We start from the raw sequence: 18,645 nt of genomic DNA, 5'->3' as shown, positions 1-18,645 counted from the left end.
TATACTTTAAACAAAATAAAGAAAATCTGATTTTCCTTTTGATAAATTTCAGCAAAATTTGTTAGTTTTAAAAATAATTTTGTTTTACGTTTAAAATAATTTCAAATTCATAACCTTTTCCTAACAAAAATTTGACGGTTTTTTGATGTTTCATATAATCTCTGCCACCTTTTTGAAGTTCAAAATGTTGCTTGTATAATTTCTTAATAGTTTCTTCATAATCGTACTCATCAATTTCATTCATACAATTATTAATCAATTTCTGTGAAATTCCTTTAAATTTTAACTGACCCATAATTTTTGTGCGTCCCCAGTTTTTTTGATAGAATTTTCCTCGGATATAGCTTCTTGTAAAACGCTCTTCATTAAGATAATTTTCCTTTATAAGATAAAGTATAATTTCATCTTTCGCTTCTGGTATTAAAAGAAAATCTCGAAACTTCTGCTCTACTTCTTTGTGACAACGATCTTGGTAAACGCAATAATTTACCATTTTCTGTTTTATCTCTTCAAAAGTATAAGATTTCTTTTGGGTATCAGTTGTCGATTGCCAGTTGATAGTTTTTGCTTTTAGATTAAAAATTATGCTTTCTAACTTTACGTATTTTCAATTTTAACTTTCTAGTATTTAAACAAAGCTTTTCCTTCCATTAATTGATTAACCTCTTTTTTCACTTTTTCTAAAACGGCGTCATTTTTTAAATCAGAAACACACTCAGAAATTAATCCTGCAATAGTTTCCATATCTTTTTCTTTTAAACCTCTTGTTGTGATTGCAGCTGTTCCCAAACGAATTCCAGAAGTGGTGAAAGGTGATTTATCATCAAACGGCACCATATTTTTATTACACGTGATGTCTGCTTTTACCAAAGCTTTTTCAGTTTCTTTTCCGTTCACATTTTTATTTCGCAGATCTACTAACATTAGATGATTGTCTGTTCCACCACTCACAATATCAAAACCATTATTTATCATTGCTTTCGCCAAAGCTCTCGCATTTGCAACCACTTGTTTTTGATAAATTAAAAATTTCTCATCCAAAGCTTCACCAAAAGCAACTGCTTTTCCTGCAATCACATGTTCCAATGGACCGCCCTGAATTCCTGGGAAAACTGCGCCATCTAAAACCTGACTCATCATTTTGGTTTCACCTTTTGGCGTTTTATGACCATAAGTATTTTCAAAATCTTTACCCATCATAATCATTCCACCTCTTGGTCCTCGCAAAGTTTTATGAGTTGTAGTTGTAACAACGTGACAATATTCGAATGGAGAATTTAATAATCCTTTTGCAACCAAACCTGCAGGATGTGCAATATCTGCCCACAAAGTTGCACCAACTTCGTCTGCAATTTCACGGTATTTTTTATAATCTAAATCTCTGGAATAGGCAGAAAATCCTGCAATTAACATTTTTGGTTTAACTTCCAAAGCTTTTTGGCGCATTTGGTCATAATCAATCAAACCACTTTCACGATCGACTCCGTAAAAATTCGCTTGGTATTGAATTCCAGAAAAATTCACAAAACTTCCGTGCGTTAAATGACCGCCCATCGATAAATCCAAACCTAAAATAGAATCTCCAGGTTTTAAACACGCCAAATAAATTGCAGCATTTGCTTGCGAACCAGAATGTGGTTGCACATTGGCGTATTCAATTCCAAATAATTCTTTTGCTCTGTCAATTGCCAATTGCTCCACTTGATCTACCACTTCACAACCGCCGTAATAACGTTTTCCAGGATATCCTTCTGCATATTTATTGGTTAAAACACTTCCTACCGCTTTCATTACATTTTCTGAAACGAAATTTTCTGAAGCAATTAGTTCTATTCCGTGAGTTTGTCGGTCGCGTTCCTTTTCTATTAAAGCAAATATCGGATCTTGATTCATTGTGAATTTTTATTATATTGAATGTTAAATTTAGATTTCAAATTTAAGTAAATTTTAGATTGCATAAAAGACCTAATTATTGGAAGAAAAAATAGTAAGTTTGCAGAAATCTCAAAGTTGAAAATTGTAAAACAGCAAAGAATTAAAACTTTATAAATTAATCAAACTTAAATACTTTCAAAAAATATCATGGGTAAAAAATATAATAAAGAACTTCTCAAATCACTGAAAGTTTTAGCAAAAGCAGAACACAAAATTCTAGAAAAAATGACCAATTTGATGCTTTTAGGAGAATTAAAAAAAGACGACATCGAATTTAAAGAAGGCGATACATTTACTTTTAAAGATTCTATTTTTAATTACAGTTCAGATTCTAATATCAGGAAATTAGCAAAATTGCGTATTAAAACTTTAAAAACAATGAACAAATTGGTGGAGCAAAATGATTTTAAAGATAAAGATTTGGAGTTTTTAGCTTAAATCTAAAACCTAATTTTATTAGTTAATAATGAGAAATTTTATAAAAAGTTTCTCATTTTTTTTATCTTTTCATTTAACTATTTAAAACATTGCACTTATGAGTAAAATCATATGTGGAAGATTTTGAATAGTCTAACTTTGTAAAAATCAAAAATCATTTATGACAATCCTTATATTTATCATAGTTCTCTGGTATTCTGGTTTATTTTTCCAGACCTTTTTTTTACACCGATACGCAGCGCATCAAAGTTTTAAAATGTCAAAATTTGGCGAGAAATTATGCTTCGTTTTAACTTGGATTACGCAAGGTTCTAATTACCTTTCCGCTTACGGATACGGCGTAATGCACAGAATGCACCATGCTTTTGCCGACACAGAAAAAGATCCGCATTCTCCAAAATACGATCCCAATTTATTTGCAATGATGTGGCGTACAAAAAATATCTACGCCGATATCAATAATTATAAAATTCAAATAGAAGAAAAATTCACTAAAAATGTTCCGCAATGGAAAAAATTTGATCAGTTTGCCAGTTCTTGGTTTTCTAGAATTGGATGGGGAATTTTTTACACCACATTTTTTATCCTTTTCGCCAATCATTGGTGGGAATGGCTTTTGCTTCCAGTTGCTTATTTAATGGCACCAATTCACGGTGTAATTATTAATTGGTTTGCGCATATTTATGGCTACACTAATTTTAAAGTGAGCGATACTTCAAAAAACCTCTTGCGTTTTGATTGGTTAATGATGGGCGAAGCTTATCATAATAATCATCACAAACACGGTGGAAGACCAAACTTTGGCGGAATTAGATGGTACGAAATTGATCCCACTTATTTGATAATGTTACTTTTAGAAAAAATGAAACTCATCAAACTCAATCGTGTGGCGATAAAACCAACACGAGAAAAGTAAAAAAATAAATCGGGAATTTTACCCGATTTTTTTTGCGCCTAATTGTCAGAAAAAATATTTTTGGTTAATGTTTTGAGATTAAGTTTTTAAAGTTTTGGAGAAGTTAAGATTTTTGCAAAACCCTGCCAGAGTTTTAAACTCTAGCAGGGTTGATTTTAAAGATTTTTAAATTAAAAAAAGCTTTTGTTAACACATAATATTTTCAATTGTGTTCTCTGCGAAATTTTGCGAAATGAAAATAAATCTCTGTGAACTCCGTGTTTAAATAAAAAAAAATAAAAAATGGACTTAAAATACCTCCTCCGAGAACCCGGAAATATCACTCCAAAAACAACGCTTTTAGTTTTACTTCACGGTTATGGAAGTAATGAAGAAGATCTTTTCAGTTTTGTTCCTACTTTGCCAGAAGATTGGCTCATAGTAAGTTTTCGGGCACCATTAAATACAGATTTTGAAGGTTTTTCGTGGTATGATATTGATTTTAATAACGCTGAAAAATTTGTTGGTGTTCAACAAGCGGAAAAAGCAGAAAAAGCAATTTTAGAATCCATCTTAAGAATTTCTAATCAATATGGTTTAACCGAAAATGAAACACATTTGGTTGGATTCAGCCAAGGTGGGATTCTCAGTTATGCATTGTCTTTAAATAATCCAGAACTATTTTCGAAAGTTGCTTGTATGAGTTGTTATTTGGAAGAAAAAATTCTACATAACATTTCAAAAGATAAAAAGAAATTAGAAAAGTTGCGTTTTTTCATTTCTCACGGCACAGATGATGCAATAATTCCTTTGGAATGGGGAAGAAAAGCAGCAGATTTTTTATATGAAAAAAGCTGTTATTTCAGCTTTCGAGAATATATGAGCGGACACGGCGTGAACCAAAAAAATTATATGGATTTGATGGATTTTTTTGGGAAATAAATTTAATTTAAGAAGAATAACGGATTGAAATTTTTGCTTTATTGGAAAAGCAGTTTCTATTTTTTTAATTTTAGAGAATAGCCATCATATACGTCTTCAGTTAATTCTAAAGAATTTCCATCTATTTTGTTAATCATATATCTCATTGGTAATGTAATAATGGAATCAGTTCCAAACTCTTTGAATTTATAATCAATAGTTAAAAAATCAAAATCTTTTTGAAATAAAATACTTTTTTCTCTTGTCAAATGATATTTTGTATTATTAAATTTAAGGGTTTCATTTTTTGTTATCGAAATACTATCATTTGATTTGAAATTATATTGCATTGTATAACCTTCACTTTGTGGCGTATGAATCTCTTTGCCATTCATTCCACCTGTGCTATTTTCCCAATTCCATTTTCCGTTTAATTTTTCTTTTATAGTTAATTCTTCATCTTTTCTACAAGAAATTATTAAAAATAATGTTAAAAGAAGCAGTAGTAAATTTTTTATTTTCATAGATTTTATTTAAGAATTTAAAACTCAAAAAAGTATAGAAAATGTTTAATTTTTCAATTTTCTTTTGTTGATTTTATTCAGTAATTACTTTTATTTTTATAAAGTGTTTATGCGTAAATATATAATTAATTACCAAATTTAAATAATTTTTCCAATACTATTTTTATGATTTGTAATTCTTCCAATTCTTCCCTTCAAAGAAAAAAATCCCGTCTTTTTAGCCCCGATTGAAACGGCATCCTTTTTCTTTTGCAAAAGAAAAAGATATAGTGGAATGCGGGAACAATTTTCGGAAAAAGAATATCCGTATTGCTTTAAAAAAATTTATATGGACTTGATGGAGTTTTTAAATAAATAAAATTATTCTAAAAAAACAGTCGTTGTATTTTTCACTTCTTCAATCACAAAAGAACTTTGTGTACTTGCAATGTGCTCCATAGATGTTAATTTAGAAACCATAAATTCCCTATATTCTTGAATATTTTCTAAGGCAATTTTCAAAATATAATCAGAATCTCCACTCACGTGAAAACATTCTAAAATTTCTGGGAACTTTTTAATTTCTTTTTCAAATTGAGAAATGTATTCCTTTTTATGCTGAATAAGTTTCACTTGACACAAAACTATAAAATCTCTTTTAACTTGTTTTTTATCAACTAAAGCCACATAATTTTTAATAATTTTTTGCTTTTCTAATTTTTTAATTCTCTCAAAAACTGCAGTTACTGACAAATTAAGTTCCGCCGCCAATTGTTTATTGGTTTTTTTCGCATTTTCTTGCAATAAAACAAGAAGTTTTTTATCCTTTTCATCTAAGTTCATCTGAAAAATATTTGGTTAAAAGTATATTTTATCAAAAATAATAAATTTTAAAACTATAAATATAATGTTTTATAGTTTTAATTTCTAAATCTTAATTCATTTCTTGTTTTAAAGTTTAAAATTAAATAGATTTACAAGAAATAAATAATTATGGAAATTTTTGACGCAGCAAGTAACATTCAAGATTTGCAATATTTCGGAGAATTCGGAGGTGTAAATCCTTCAATTTCTGATAGTTCAACTTACACATTTCTTTCTGCAAAAGCGATGTTTGATACTTTTGAAGGAAATACCGATGGTTGTTATCTTTATTCTCGTCATTCTTCACCGAGCAATCTTTATTTATCTGAAGCTTTGGCAAAAATGGAAGGAACTGAAAGTGCAAATGTAACCGCTTCCGGAATGGGCGCAATTACTTCTACTCTTTTACAGCTCTGCAAATCCGGCGATCATATTGTTTCAAGCAGAACAATTTATGGCGGAACTTATGCTTTTATGAAAAATTTTCTTCCAGATTTAAATATTAAAACCGATTTTGTTGATATTAATAATTTAGAAAAAATTGAGAAATCAATTACACCAAATACAAAAGTTATTTTTTGCGAAACGGTAAGTAATCCACTTTTAGAAATTGCGGATATTACAGCGCTTTCAAAGATTGCAAAAAAACATAACTTGAAGTTAATTGTTGATAATACTTTTTCGCCACTTTCTGTAGTTCCGAAACTTTTAGGAGCGGATATCGTCATTCATAGTTTAACAAAATTTATCAACGGAAGCAGTGATTCAATTGGCGGCGTTATTTGCGCTTCTCAGGAATTTATTAATGATTTGAAAAATGTAAATTCTGGAGCTTGTATGCTTCTAGGTCCAACTTTAGACAGTTTGCGCGCTGCAAGTATTCTTAAAAATTTACGAACACTTCATATTCGAATAAAAAAACACAGTGAAAATGCTTTATTTCTTGCAGAGAATTTTGAAAAAATAGGATTAACTGTAAAATATCCTGGTTTAAAAAATCATCCACAACACAAACTTTATTCTGAAATGATTCAAACAGAATACGGTTTTGGTGGTCTTTTAACACTTGATGTAAAAACTGCAGAAAAAGCAGATCAATTGATGGAATTAATGCAAAATGAAAATCTGGGCTATCTCGCTGTAAGTTTAGGATTTTATAAAACACTTTTCACCGCATCTGGAAGTTCTACTTCATCTGAAATTCCAGAAGATGAACAAAAAGAAATGGGTTTATCTAAAGGATTAATTCGTATGTCAATCGGTTTGGATCATGATATTAAAAGAACTTTTGAGAAAATGAAAAAATGTATGCAGAAAGTAAATGTGATTTAATTTTATCTGAAATAAAAGAAGATTAAATATTTGAATTCATTTAAGTAAGGAAAAAGTTTAAAATAAATATCTATAATTTTTCTAACTTTGAATCAAACTTCTTATTAATGAAAAATTATTTTTTGCTTTTATTTTTTATGATCACTTCTTTTTGTTCAGCACAAATTATTTTTAAAATAAATTCACTCCCCGATAATACACCAAAAGATGCGAAATTTTACATGGCTTCTTCTTTAAATAATTGGAATCCTTCCGACCAAAATTTTCAATTTAAAAAAGATATTAACGGAAATTTTATATTAGAAATTCCAAAAGTTACAGAAAATTTTGAGTATAAAATAACGCAAGGTTCGTGGGATTTTGCAGAAGGTGATGCGCAAGGAAATTCATTATCTAACAGAAAATATTCTACAGAAACGGATGGGAATTTAATAAATTTAAATATCCTTTCTTGGGAGAAACCAGTTGAGAAAAAAAATACTTTGTCACCAAATGTAAAAGTTTTGTGCGAGAATTTCAGTATTCCACAATTAAAAACAAGCAGAAAAATCTGGATTTATTTACCACCAGATTATGTGACTTCTGGTAAAAAATATCCCGTTGTTTATATGGAAGATGGTCAAAATCTTTTTAATGACGCAACTTCTTTTTCTGGTGAATGGAAAATTGATGAAACTTTAAATGTACTTTTTTCACAGCATAAAACCGATGCGATTGTGATTGGAATAGAAAATGGTGGTGCAGAAAGATTAAACGAATACTCTCCGTGGAAAAACGCAAAATACGGCGGTGGAAAAGGTGATTTATACACAGATTTTTTAGCAAATACTTTAAAACCTTACGTTGACAAACATTACCGAACTTTAAAACAACCAAAATATACAGCTTTAATTGGAAGTTCAATGGGCGGATTAATTTCATTTTATGCAGGTGTAAAATATCCAAATAAATTCGGAAAACTCGGGATTTTCAGTCCAAGTTTTTGGTTTGCACCGCAAGATTTGACTTTCTATTTACGGAAAAATGCAAAAAAATTAAAAAACTCTAAAATATACTTTTATGCCGGATTAAAAGAATCTGAAGAAATGGTTTCCGACATCAAAAAAGCTGAAGCAGAACTTTTAAAACAAGGTGTTTCAGAGAAAAATATTAAAACAAAATTCAGTAAAGATGGAACACATTCAGAATCTTATTGGTCCCAAGAATTCGGTAAAGCATTTGAATGGCTTTTTGCTAAGTAAAATACTTTAATCACAAAAGTAAAATGCAAGAATGCTAAAGTTTTATATTTATAAAGTACACAAAAATTTTGAAGATCTATAGATTTTCTCTTTGTGAACTTGTATGTTGAATTTTTAGGAGAAATCTTTTGTGACTTTGTGGTTGAAAAACTCAATCATAAGAATTTGGGTGTAAACCTTTAATTTCATCTACTGTATTCAAAATCTTTTCTGTTAAAGATTTTTGAAAATTCTCCAATTTATTTTTAATCTTTTCATCAGAACTTCCCAAAATTTTTGCTGCTAAAATTCCGGCATTCATCGCGCCATTTAGCGCAACCGTCGCAACTGGAATTCCAGAAGGCATTTGAAGAATCGACAAAACAGAATCCCATCCATCAATAGAATTAGATGATAAAATTGGAACACCAATTACTGGTAAAGTAGTACAACTTGCAACCATTCCTGGTAAATGTGCAGCACCGCCTGCTCCTGCAATTATGACTTTTAAACCTCTTTTTACTGCAGATTTAGAATAATCAAAAAGTCTTTCCGGTGTTCTGTGTGCGGAAACTACGGTTAATTCATAAGGAATTTCTAAAGATTTTAGGAAATCAGCCGCAACTTCCATCACGCCTAAATCACTTTTACTTCCCATAATTATTCCGACCATTTTATAATTTTTTTTTGATTATTGACTGTAAAGATACTAAACATAGCTCAAAAATAAATATCTTCGCAAGGTGAAAATCCCAAAATTTAAAAACCTAAAATTGCTTTTTGCATTGGTATTGGTTGCCATAATTTGGGGCACAACATTTTTAGGAATAAAAATAGCAGTAGAAACAATTCCACCGTGGTTTGTAGCGGGAATCCGACAGTTTTTAGCAGGTGTTATTTTGTTCTTTTATTTAATTTTTTCACGAAAATTACATTGGATTGGTTGGAAAAAAACGGCACAACAATTTCTAATTTCTTCTTTGATGCTAATTGTTGCAAATGGATTTACAACTGTTGCAGAATTGCAAATTACTTCCAGTTTGGCTTCTCTAATTTCTTCTTGTTCACCTATCTTAGTATTTATTTTAAGCGCTATTTTCATCGTAAAAGAAATAAATTTAAAATCTTTAATTGGCGTTGCTTTGGGATTTTCAGGAATTGTTTTTGTCTTTTGGGATAATTTAGAAGACTTTCTCAATCCCGCTTATGCAATGGGTTTATTACTCGCTTTTCTTGCAATTCTTGGTTGGGCAATCGGAACAGTTTACAGCAAACATATTTTAAAAAATAAAGAAAATATTTTTCTAATTTTATTTTATCAATTTAGTTTTGCAGGTGTGGTTCAAATTATTTTTGGCTTTTTGTTTTCGCCAGAAATTAATTTTGAAAACTGGAGTTTAAATGGAATTTTAGCCATTATTTATTTAGCAGTTTTCGGTTCGGTAATTGCGTTTTTTAGTTTTAATTATTTACTGCAAAGATTACTTCCGACGCAAGTGGTAATTTTATCTTACGTCAATACAATAATCGCGATATTTTTAGGTTGGTTACTTTTAAATGAAGAAATTTCCTTGAAATTTTTAGTCGCCGCAATTTTAATTATTGCGGGTGTTTTTATTACCAATTACAAACGAAAAAATATTAAAATCTAAATCAAAATTTGTCTAAAAAGACAAAATTTTAAATACTAAATTAATGCGAAATCACTCTTACTAAAGATTTAATGTTAATTAATCTTTCTAAAAGTTCTTCGCGAGAATCCGCCAAAACATTAATATGTCCCATTTTTCTGCCGGGTTTTGTATCTTTTTTCCCATATAAATGAACATAGGTTTTAGGTAGTTTTAAAACTTCTTCTAAACCTTCATATTTCACTTTTCCGGAATAATTTTCATTACCAACTAAATTTAACATTCCAGAGAAAACGAAACTTTCCGTATCCGCTAAAGGGAGATTTTTTAAAACCCGATACATTTGTTCAAACTGAGAATTAGCATTTCCTTCCTGCGTTTGATGTCCAGAGTTATGTAATCTCGGTGCAGTTTCATTCACCCAAATTTTTCCTTTTTTATCTAAAAATAATTCGATGGCAAATAAACCTGCGGAATTTGCAGCGGTTATAAATTTCTCAACAATATCTGTAATTTGTTTTTCAACATTTTTAGAAATTTCTGCCGGACAAATATTAAAATCCAATAAATTTAATTTTGGATCTGCAACCATTTCTGTCACTGGGAAAGTTTGACATTCATCTTTTTCATTAATTGCTAAAATTACCGATAATTCTTTGTCAATATCTACCAAATTTTCAATAACGGAAGGTTCATTCCAAAGATTTTTTAAATCATTCTCATCTTTAATAATTTGCACACCTTTCCCGTCATAACCGCCTTTATTTAATTTTTGAACAAAAGGAAAGGAAAAATTGAGTTCTGATTTATTTTGAATAATCTGAAAATCCGCACTTGGAATGTTATTGTTTAAATAAAATTCTTTCTGCAAAATTTTCTGCTGAATAATTTTAATAATTTCCGCAGATGGAATGACTTTTACACCTTCATTCTCTAACTGAAAAAGCGCATCAACATTGACATGTTCAATTTCTATACTTAAAACATCTTTATCTTTTCCAAAATCTAAAACCGTTTGGAAATCATTAAAGTCACCTTTTGTAAAATGCGAAATATTGGCGCAGGAAGCATTTTCAGACGGATCCAAAGTGTAAATCTCATCATCATATTTTAACGCATTTTGTATAAACATTCGGCCCAATTGTCCGCCGCCAAGAATCGCGATTTTCATTTTTATTTAAATTTGAGATTTGAGTTAAAATTATTTTAAACTCTTTAAACTAAAATATCCAATATTTGTAATATTTTCTTGATTTTCTAAATCGGTTTTTTCTAAAATGATGGCATATTTTTCTTTTGTTTTAGGGGAAATTAAATCTTCAACTTTATAAATATCATCAATATCTACTCCGTATTTATCATCAATGTGGCTTTCTGCATTTTTAAAACCCATTGTTTTATAAAATTCTGTTTTCTTCACGCGTCTGATAATTTCCGACATTTTTTTGCCAATCATCAAATGTTTTTCATGAAATTCCTGAAAAATACCTGGTTTATAACCACCCAAATTGATGAAAAACAAATGTTTTTCTTGTAATTCGCTCAAATTTCTGGGAACAATTTTAAGTTCAAAACCATCTACAAATTTCACTTCTTGGTATGCATCTAAGTGAAATTTTCCTTTGGTTTCTGGCCAGAAAGTTTTCATTTCCGGAATTAAATCTTTTATATTTTTTGCAATGCCGAAAAAAACATCGTGTTGTTCTGTAGTTCTTCCTTTTGGCGTTGCACCGATTATAACGTAGAAAAGTTTTTGCATCTTTTAAAAGTTGTACAAAAATAATGTAATTTTAAATAAAAATAAATCTAAAAAGACCTTTTATCATTCCGTAAGAATTTAATCAGAGAAAATAACAAAATTAAAATCTATTAATGAAACTACTGAAGGAATTTATACATTCTATGTTTTACATTTTAACAAATCCGCGCAAAATAGTTTTGTATACAGGTGTCACAAATAATTTACATATTAGATTCCCAAAACATTCGAAGAAAAATGATTCAAAATGCAATTTTAAGAGAAAAAGAAATTAAAAATTTTTCGAGAGAGAAGAAATTGGAATTGATCAGCAAACAAAATCCCAATATGGATTTTTAAAATCATCTTTTTGAATGGAAATAAAATACTTTTTCTACTTTGCTTAGATTTCTACGGAATGACAAAACTATGGTTTAAAACCCCATATTAAAACTTCATTTCATCCTTCACAATCCCTCCTTTTTGCGTAAATTGTAACAACTCATCTTCAATAAATTTTTCAATTTCTGGTGAATTATTATCATTTGGAAACAATAAATGCACGTTTGCACCTGCATCTAAAGTGAAAAATAACGGCAAATTTCTTTCTTTTCTAAATGTCCAAACTTTATTAATTACTTCCAATGTTCCAGTTTTCATAAGAATAAATGCAGGATCACTCATCATCATCATGGCGTGTAAAGTCAAAGCTTCATGTTCAACCAAAGTGATAAATTCTTTTAAATTTCCCGATTTTAAAATGGTTTTCATTGGCAAAAAGTTATCTTTTGCTTCCTGAAAACGGGTTTCCGCGTAAGGATTATTTTTCATCAAACCATGACCAATTGTGGAAGAAACACTTTTTTCACCTTCATGAATCAACAAAACCCAATCTTTAAAATTTTTAAAAACAGGATGTATTTCTGTCTCGGGAAATTTTACCGCAAATAAATCTGAACTTCCTTCAATTTCATCCGTTTTTCCCCAAACGACTAAACCGTTGAACAAACTTCTACATGCACTTCCGCTTCCTAATCGTGCTAAAAATGAGGCTTTTTGGTGGTTAGTTGTTGGATGTCCGTTGTTAGTAAATATATTATCCAAATCCATCAAACATTTTGCAATCGCACCGAAACCAGATGCCGAACTTGCAATTCCTGAACTATGGGGAAATGTATTTTCGGTGTGAATTTTAAAACTTCCTTTTAAAATCCAAGGCAAATAAACTTCTATATTATTAAAATATTTTTCAATTTTTGTTGCGAAATTTTTCTCTTCTTTTCCTGCTAAAAGAGTTTTTACAGAAAATATTTCATTTGGTTTAAACTCAATTTCAGTGCGTGTTTTACAATGATTTAAAGTAAAACTAATACTTGGATTTGCGGGAATTTGATTGTCATATTTACCCCAATATTTTATTAAGGCAATATTTGAAGGACAAGAATTCTCCACTTTTTGAAGTGAAAGTTGGAAGTTTTTATTTCCGTAAAAATCTTGATTAGTCATTTTAGATATTAGATTTGATACTTTAGATTTTAAATTTAATTATGAATGTTTTTTGTATTTAGGTATTAGAAAATATTAAACCATTTGTTTTTAAAACTAAACTTTAAAGATTAAAGCCTAACTTCTCATGTCTAATATCTAGTATCTTTTTAATACATTTCTTCAATTTGTTCCGCGTACTTTTTTAAAATTACGTTCCGTTTCACTTTTAAAGTTGGCGTAATTTCACCTGTGCTAATTTCAAAAGCTTCTGGTAACAATATAAATTTTTTAATTTTCTCAAAAGCTGAAAGATTTGTTTGGATTTTCTCAATTCTTTCTTTGTAAAAACTTAGAATTTCCGGAGTTTGCAATATGGTTTTCCAGTCTGTAAATTTAATATTTAATTTAACTAATTCTTTTTCTAAATTTTCAAAATATGGGACTATAATTGCTGTTACGAAAGATTTACCTTCTGCAATTAACATAATTTGATCAATAAAAGCATCATTTGAAAGTGCATTTTCCAATGGTTGTGGCGCAATATATTTTCCGTTGGAAGTTTTCATTAAATCTTTAATTCTATCGGTAATTGTTAGATTTCCATCAGAATCAATTTCTCCTGCATCCCCCGTTTTAAACCAATTATCTTCCGTAAAAACTTCGGAAGTTTCTTTGGGCATTTTGTAATAACCTTGCATCACACTACTTCCTTTTATTAAAATTTCATTGTTTTCACCAATTTTAATTTGTGTGTCACCAATTGGTTTTCCTGCAGTTCCGTGTTTATAGTTTTTAAATGGAAAAGCCGTCAAAGTTGCCGTAGTTTCCGTCAAACCATAACCAACTGTGATGTGAATTCCCATTGCATCGAAAAATCTCGTAACCTCTTCTGATAAAGACGCGCCGCCACACGGCATGAACCAAAGTTGACCGCCTAATTTTTGTTTTATTTTCTTAAAAACCAATTGATTTGCGAAGAAATTTTTAAAATTTAAACCGATAGGAATATTTTTATTTTGTCTTTTTAATTCAGAAACTTCAGTCCCCACTTTCATTGCCCAATTAAAAATTTTCTTTTTTGATTCTGAACCTTCATTAATGGTTTGTTTGATTCCAGCAAATATTTTTTGATAAAACCTAGGAACTGCGCACATAAAAGTCGGTTGCACTTCTATCAAAGCATTTGCAATTAATTTTGTGTTTTCTAAAAAATAAACTTTTACACCAGAATGAAGACAGAACAAAGTCCAACTGCGCTCAAAAATATGACTTAAAGGTAAAAATGCTAAAGATTTTTGATAGTCAAAATCATCAAAATTAAAAAAATCTTGATGCGCAGTAAAAGTTTTTAGAAAATTTCCGTGTGAAAGCATCACACCTTTTGGGATTCCTGTAGTTCCTGAAGTGTAAATAATAGTTGCTAAATCTTCATCAATTCTAGGAACTATTTCAAAATTTGAAGAAATTTTTGCAATATAATCCTCGAGAAAAACGGAACGATCTTGTTTAATCCAAACCGCTTTTTTAGCAACAATAATTTGACTTAAATAATTACTTTCTTGCAGAATTTCCAAACAATCATCGTATTGTTGTTGATTTCCAACCAACACAATTTTGCTTTCAGAATTTTCTAAAATATAAGCCGCTTGTTCTTTATTATTAGTAGAATAAATGGGAATTGTGACAGCTCCTAAAGATAAAATGGCCAAATCAAAAATGAGCCATTCTGCTGAATTATCTGCGTAAATTGCCACTTTATCACCATCTGAAATCCCAGATTTTCTAAGTGCATTTGCAGTTTTGAAAACCAAAGTACGAAGTTTCAACCAAGAAATTGTTTCCCACTTTTCTCGTTTTTTAAAACCAATTGCGGGATTTTTTAAATATTTATCTGAATTTATATTTAGAAATTCTGTAAGATTCATTTATTAATTATTTTTAATCAAAATGTAAATTTTTAACGCAAAGTTCGCAAAGATTAATTTACAAATTTGCTGCTTTTCATTCTTTTTTTAATAGCGCAAAGACGTTTCACTTAACAAAGTGCGGAATTAATTTTATTTTTTAAATTATATTAATTTTAAATTTTAGGATGGTCTTTAAGATAATTTTTAAGATGAAAATCGAGACTTTGAAAAACGGGAATAAATTTAAAATTTAATTCTCTCTTAATTTTTTCATTTGAAATTTCAGAATGAAAACTGACGGATTTTACATTCACAGAATTAATCATTTTTAAAGGTTTTATAAGCCAACCCAATAAAAAATTGAAGAAAACGCCGATTTTTAAAATCCAATAAGGCAAAATTTTCACTTTTGATTTATTCAATTTTAAACGTAAAAAATTAGCTACCTCTTGGTAACTTTTAGATTCAGAAATTAAAATAAATCGTTCTCCAAAACTATTTTTTTCCATTAAATCTATAGAAATTTTCGCCACATCTCGCACATCAACATAAGCGCTATTCCCAGAAAATGAAAATTTATTATTTAAAAGTTCATTAATTAATTTGCCACTGCTATTGTTCCAGTTTCCTGAACCGATAATAACTCCGGGATTTATAATAATTGTATTTAAACCTTCCGCAGAAGCGCGCCAAACTTCCATTTCCGCAAAATGTTTTGAAATGGCATAATCTGAATGGTCTTCTTTTGGATTAAAATTGGAGTCTTCATCAAAAATTCCATTTTCATTTTCATTATCTAAAACCGCGATAGAACTTACATAGAGAAACTTTTCTACGGAAGAATTCTGACATTGGTACAATAAATTTTCCGTAAACTCAATATTGCATTTTTGCATTTCCGTTTTATCATCTGGATGAAAACTGACTTTTGCAGCGCAATGATAAATTTCGGTAACTCCAATTAAAGCTTGTTCTAAAGAATCTGAATCTTTAAAATCCACATCAATCCAATTAATTTTATTAAAATAATCCTCGGAATTTTCTGTGTAAAACTGAAAAGAATGTTTGACATCTTCAAGATTACTTGTTGGTCTTTTCGCTGCACGAAAGGTTTTACCACGCTTTAGAAGTTCTAAAACTATCACTCTTCCGAGAATTCCTGTGGCGCCTGTAACGAAAATCAAATCTTAAATATTGTTGCGCTAAATTACGATTTTAAAAACTCATAAACCACATTATGAAAGTCTTTTGGATTTTCTGCTTGAACCCAATGTCCCGCCTTTTGAATGGAAATTATTTTAGAATTTGGAAATTGTTGTTTAATTAAAAAGGAGTCTTGGGGTAAAATGTAATTGGAATTTGCCCCAGAAATAAATAAAGTTTCTCCCGAAAAAACACCAAATTTAATCGCATTTGAAACAAATTCTGTATATTTTTCTGTTAAAGTTTTAAGGTTAAAACGCCACGCTAATTTTTTATTTTCCGTCCAATACAAACTTTTGGCTAAAAAATAAACCACTGATTTCTCTGGAATATATTGACTTAAAATTTCTTCAACTTCACCTCTACTTTTTACATTTTCTAAATCAACCGATTGCAAAGCTTTTAAAATTCCTTGATGATGCGGCGGATAAGATTTTGGACCAATATCTACAACAATTAATTTCTCCACTTTTTCTGGAAATTTCATGGCAAATTGCATCACCGCTTTTCCACCCAAAGAATGTCCGAGCAAATGTGCTTTTTCAATTTGATTTGCCGACATATAATTTAAAATATCTTCGGCTAAATTATCGTGTGACATTTCATCGGAATGAAAACTTTTGCCGTGATTTCTTAAATCTAATAAATGAACGGGCATTATTTCTCCAAAATCTTTTCCGAAAGTTCCCCAATTATCGAGCATTCCGAATAATCCGTGAAAAACCAATAAAGGAATTTCGGGTTTTTCTTTTCCGTAGATTTTTGAGTGTAATATATTTTGTTCCAACAATTAAAATTTTAAAAAATTGATTTTACCATTTCGCCAATCGCTTCAAATACGCTTGAACGGTATTTTCTAATCCCATATAAAGCGCTTCAGAAATTAAAGCGTGACCGATTGAAACTTCTAATAAATTAGGAATTTCATCTGCGAAATATTTTAAATTTTCTAAGCTTAAATCGTGTCCTGCATTAACGCCAAGATTAAAGTCCACACATTTCTGTGCAGTTTCAAAGTAAGGTTTTATGGCCAATTCTTTTGTCATTCTGAGCGAAGTCGAAGAATCTGCATAATCTTTTGCGTACGCTTCAGTGTAAAGTTCAATTCTGTCAGTTCCTGTTTTTGCAGCAAATTCTACCATTTCTGGATTTGGATCAAGAAAAACTGAGGTTCTAATTCCTGCATTTTTAAATTCTGAAATAATTTCTTTCAGAAAATCTTGGTGTTTTTTGCAATTCCAACCGGCGTTTGATGTAATTGCATCATCTGCATCTGGAACCAAAGTGACTTGTTCCGGTTTTACATTTAAAACCATATCAATAAAATCTCTGTGTGGATTTCCTTCGATATTAAACTCCGTTTTCACCAAAGGTTTTAAATCGTAAACATCTTTTCTGGTAATATGTCTTTCATCCGGTCTTGGATGAATCGTAATTCCTTGTGCGCCAAATTCTTGTAGTTTTATCGCCGCTTCTGTCACACTTGGAAATTCTCCGCCACGCGCATTACGTAAAGTGGCAATTTTATTAATATTTACACTGAGTTTTGTCATTTTTTTAATTTTTCAAATATTGGATTACCTGCAGATCAAATTCTTTTGCCGCAACCAAAATATGGTCAAAAATATCGGCTTGTATTTGCTCAAAATGTTCCCATTTAGAATCATTGGTGAAACAGTAAATTTCCAGAGGTAAACCTTGTGGAGAAATATCCAACTGCCGAACCATCGAAGTTCCATCTTTATCAACATTTTTATTATGCTTTAAATATTCCATCGCATAAACTCGAAAAACGCCAATATTTGTCAATTGAGCACCATTAACAATCGTTTCAAAATGGCTCATTTCCTTTTTACTGTCGCTGATCTCTTTAGATTTTGAATCTAAATAATCTGAAATAAGATTGATTTGTTTCAATTTAGTAAACAGTTCTTCATCAATAAATTTAAAAGAATTAATATTGAAATAAATCGACTTTTTTATTCGTCTCGTGTTGGTTTCCGACATCACCTGAAGATTTTTAATTTCAGTAGTAAGCAGATCATACGTGGGAATTGTAGAAACTGTTTTATCGAAATTTAAAATTTTTGTGGTTAAAAGATTGATGTCTAAAATTGTTCCTTCCAAATTATATTTTGGAATACCAATCCAATCGTTTACTTTTAAATTTTTAGAAGTTGCGACATGAATTCCAGTAACAAAACCTAAAATAGTATCTCTGAAAACCAAAACTAAAACCGCCGTCATTGCACCTAAACTTCCTAAAATTGCCGTGCCGCTAATTTTGAATAAAATACAGATTGCGATAATTGTAAAAATGAAAGTACCAAATATTTTTATTGTTTGATTGATGGCCCGAAGCGCCATAATAATATAAAAGTCTTTCTTATACAAATAATAATATTCTACGGCTTTTAGCATTCTAAAAGCCAAATTGGCAACAACCAAAAGAAGAGAAATATGAATGATGATTTCTAAAAAACCGTAGCTATGTTTATGTCTGTAGAATATCGAATACAAAGCGTAACTTCCAATAAACAAGGCAATTACCATGGAAATTGAAGTTGTGA

At 29.9% G+C, this 18,645-nt stretch carries 20 protein-coding genes; 7 read left to right on the top strand and 13 right to left on the bottom strand.

What is annotated here, in order from left to right; all coding sequences use genetic code 11:
• Positions 1–67: 67 nt before the first annotated feature.
• Both ACN0WB_RS10050 and glyA read right to left on the bottom strand, forming a co-directional pair.
• Positions 68–493, bottom strand: coding sequence for a regulatory protein RecX (locus tag ACN0WB_RS10050; protein WP_417431366.1), 426 nt, complete (start codon positions 491–493; stop codon positions 68–70).
• A 128-nt stretch (positions 494–621) separates the two neighbouring features.
• Positions 622–1,893: a serine hydroxymethyltransferase gene (gene glyA, locus ACN0WB_RS10045; protein ID WP_417431364.1), complete on the bottom strand. Its 1,272-nt coding sequence runs from the start codon at positions 1,891–1,893 to the stop codon at positions 622–624.
• Between the two features lie 189 nt (positions 1,894–2,082).
• Here glyA and ACN0WB_RS10040 point away from each other — a divergent pair, with 189 nt between their 5' ends.
• The 3 genes from ACN0WB_RS10040 to ACN0WB_RS10030 all read left to right on the top strand — a co-directional run bounded on the left by ACN0WB_RS10040 (position 2,083) and on the right by ACN0WB_RS10030 (position 4,210).
• A complete protein-coding gene (locus ACN0WB_RS10040) occupies positions 2,083–2,373 on the top strand; it encodes a hypothetical protein (protein WP_417431362.1) in 291 nt (96 codons plus the stop codon).
• Between the two features lie 160 nt (positions 2,374–2,533).
• Complete coding sequence (locus tag ACN0WB_RS10035) at positions 2,534–3,289, top strand: acyl-CoA desaturase (RefSeq protein WP_417431360.1); 756 nt, start codon at positions 2,534–2,536, stop codon at positions 3,287–3,289.
• A 282-nt stretch (positions 3,290–3,571) separates the two neighbouring features.
• Positions 3,572–4,210, top strand: coding sequence for an alpha/beta hydrolase (locus tag ACN0WB_RS10030; protein WP_417431359.1), 639 nt, complete (start codon positions 3,572–3,574; stop codon positions 4,208–4,210).
• A 56-nt stretch (positions 4,211–4,266) separates the two neighbouring features.
• On the opposite strand, the gene ACN0WB_RS10025 is transcribed toward ACN0WB_RS10030, so the two are convergent.
• Positions 4,267–4,713, bottom strand: coding sequence for a hypothetical protein (locus ACN0WB_RS10025; RefSeq protein WP_417431357.1), 447 nt, complete (start codon positions 4,711–4,713; stop codon positions 4,267–4,269).
• Between the two features lie 360 nt (positions 4,714–5,073).
• Positions 5,074–5,535 carry an Lrp/AsnC family transcriptional regulator gene (locus ACN0WB_RS10020; RefSeq protein ID WP_417431355.1) on the bottom strand — a complete coding sequence of 154 codons (462 nt, stop codon included), beginning with the start codon at positions 5,533–5,535 and terminating at the stop codon, positions 5,074–5,076.
• Positions 5,536–5,685: 150 nt separating this feature from the next.
• Between ACN0WB_RS10020 and ACN0WB_RS10015 the strand changes: the two genes are divergently transcribed.
• Positions 5,686–6,888 carry an aminotransferase class I/II-fold pyridoxal phosphate-dependent enzyme gene (locus ACN0WB_RS10015; protein ID WP_417431353.1) on the top strand — a complete coding sequence of 401 codons (1,203 nt, stop codon included), beginning with the start codon at positions 5,686–5,688 and terminating at the stop codon, positions 6,886–6,888.
• A 107-nt stretch (positions 6,889–6,995) separates the two neighbouring features.
• Positions 6,996–8,129: an alpha/beta hydrolase gene (locus ACN0WB_RS10010; RefSeq protein WP_417431351.1), complete on the top strand. Its 1,134-nt coding sequence runs from the start codon at positions 6,996–6,998 to the stop codon at positions 8,127–8,129.
• Positions 8,130–8,280: 151 nt separating this feature from the next.
• Here the strand turns inward: ACN0WB_RS10010 and purE are convergent, their stop codons facing one another.
• Positions 8,281–8,781 carry a 5-(carboxyamino)imidazole ribonucleotide mutase gene (purE, locus tag ACN0WB_RS10005; RefSeq protein WP_417431349.1) on the bottom strand — a complete coding sequence of 167 codons (501 nt, stop codon included), beginning with the start codon at positions 8,779–8,781 and terminating at the stop codon, positions 8,281–8,283.
• 70 nt (positions 8,782–8,851) lie between these two features.
• On the opposite strand from purE, the gene ACN0WB_RS10000 reads away from it, so the two are divergent.
• Positions 8,852–9,760, top strand: a complete 909-nt coding sequence (locus ACN0WB_RS10000; RefSeq protein ID WP_417431347.1) for a DMT family transporter — start codon at positions 8,852–8,854, stop codon at positions 9,758–9,760.
• Positions 9,761–9,800: 40 nt separating this feature from the next.
• Here ACN0WB_RS10000 and ACN0WB_RS09995 read toward each other — a convergent pair whose 3' ends face one another.
• A complete protein-coding gene (locus tag ACN0WB_RS09995) occupies positions 9,801–10,910 on the bottom strand; it encodes a 5-(carboxyamino)imidazole ribonucleotide synthase (RefSeq protein WP_417431345.1) in 1,110 nt (369 codons plus the stop codon).
• Between the two features lie 30 nt (positions 10,911–10,940).
• Positions 10,941–11,498 (bottom strand): DUF1543 domain-containing protein, encoded by a 558-nt coding sequence (locus ACN0WB_RS09990; RefSeq protein WP_417431343.1) that lies wholly within the window; start codon positions 11,496–11,498, stop codon positions 10,941–10,943.
• Positions 11,499–11,611: 113 nt separating this feature from the next.
• Here ACN0WB_RS09990 and ACN0WB_RS09985 point away from each other — a divergent pair, with 113 nt between their 5' ends.
• Entirely contained in the window at positions 11,612–11,773 is a 162-nt protein-coding gene (locus ACN0WB_RS09985) for a GIY-YIG nuclease family protein (protein WP_417431341.1), read from the top strand.
• Between the two features lie 151 nt (positions 11,774–11,924).
• Here ACN0WB_RS09985 and ACN0WB_RS09980 read toward each other — a convergent pair whose 3' ends face one another.
• The 6 genes from ACN0WB_RS09980 to ACN0WB_RS09955 form a co-directional block, all read right to left on the bottom strand.
• Complete coding sequence (locus tag ACN0WB_RS09980; protein WP_417431339.1) at positions 11,925–12,983, bottom strand: diphosphomevalonate/mevalonate 3,5-bisphosphate decarboxylase family protein; 1,059 nt, start codon at positions 12,981–12,983, stop codon at positions 11,925–11,927.
• Positions 12,984–13,132: 149 nt separating this feature from the next.
• Positions 13,133–14,890, bottom strand: coding sequence for an AMP-dependent synthetase/ligase (locus ACN0WB_RS09975; RefSeq protein ID WP_417431337.1), 1,758 nt, complete (start codon positions 14,888–14,890; stop codon positions 13,133–13,135).
• Positions 14,891–15,045: 155 nt separating this feature from the next.
• Positions 15,046–16,056 (bottom strand): NAD-dependent epimerase/dehydratase family protein, encoded by a 1,011-nt coding sequence (locus ACN0WB_RS09970; RefSeq protein ID WP_417431335.1) that lies wholly within the window; start codon positions 16,054–16,056, stop codon positions 15,046–15,048.
• A gap of 23 nt (positions 16,057–16,079) precedes the next feature.
• Entirely contained in the window at positions 16,080–16,862 is a 783-nt protein-coding gene (locus ACN0WB_RS09965) for an alpha/beta fold hydrolase (protein ID WP_417431333.1), read from the bottom strand.
• A gap of 25 nt (positions 16,863–16,887) precedes the next feature.
• On the bottom strand, positions 16,888–17,628 hold the full coding sequence (locus ACN0WB_RS09960; protein WP_417431331.1) for a pyridoxine 5'-phosphate synthase: 741 nt from the start codon (positions 17,626–17,628) through the stop codon (positions 16,888–16,890).
• Between the two features lie 4 nt (positions 17,629–17,632).
• The gene (locus ACN0WB_RS09955; RefSeq protein ID WP_417431329.1) at positions 17,633–18,628 is read right to left on the bottom strand and encodes a mechanosensitive ion channel family protein; all 996 of its coding nucleotides are present in this window, start codon (positions 18,626–18,628) and stop codon (positions 17,633–17,635) included.
• Between the last annotated feature and the right edge of the window lie 17 nt (positions 18,629–18,645).

This window comes from Halpernia sp., assembly GCF_048269545.1.
In the GTDB taxonomy this organism is placed as follows: domain Bacteria; phylum Bacteroidota; class Bacteroidia; order Flavobacteriales; family Weeksellaceae; genus Halpernia.
This window is presented reverse-complemented; position numbering and strand designations above follow the sequence as displayed.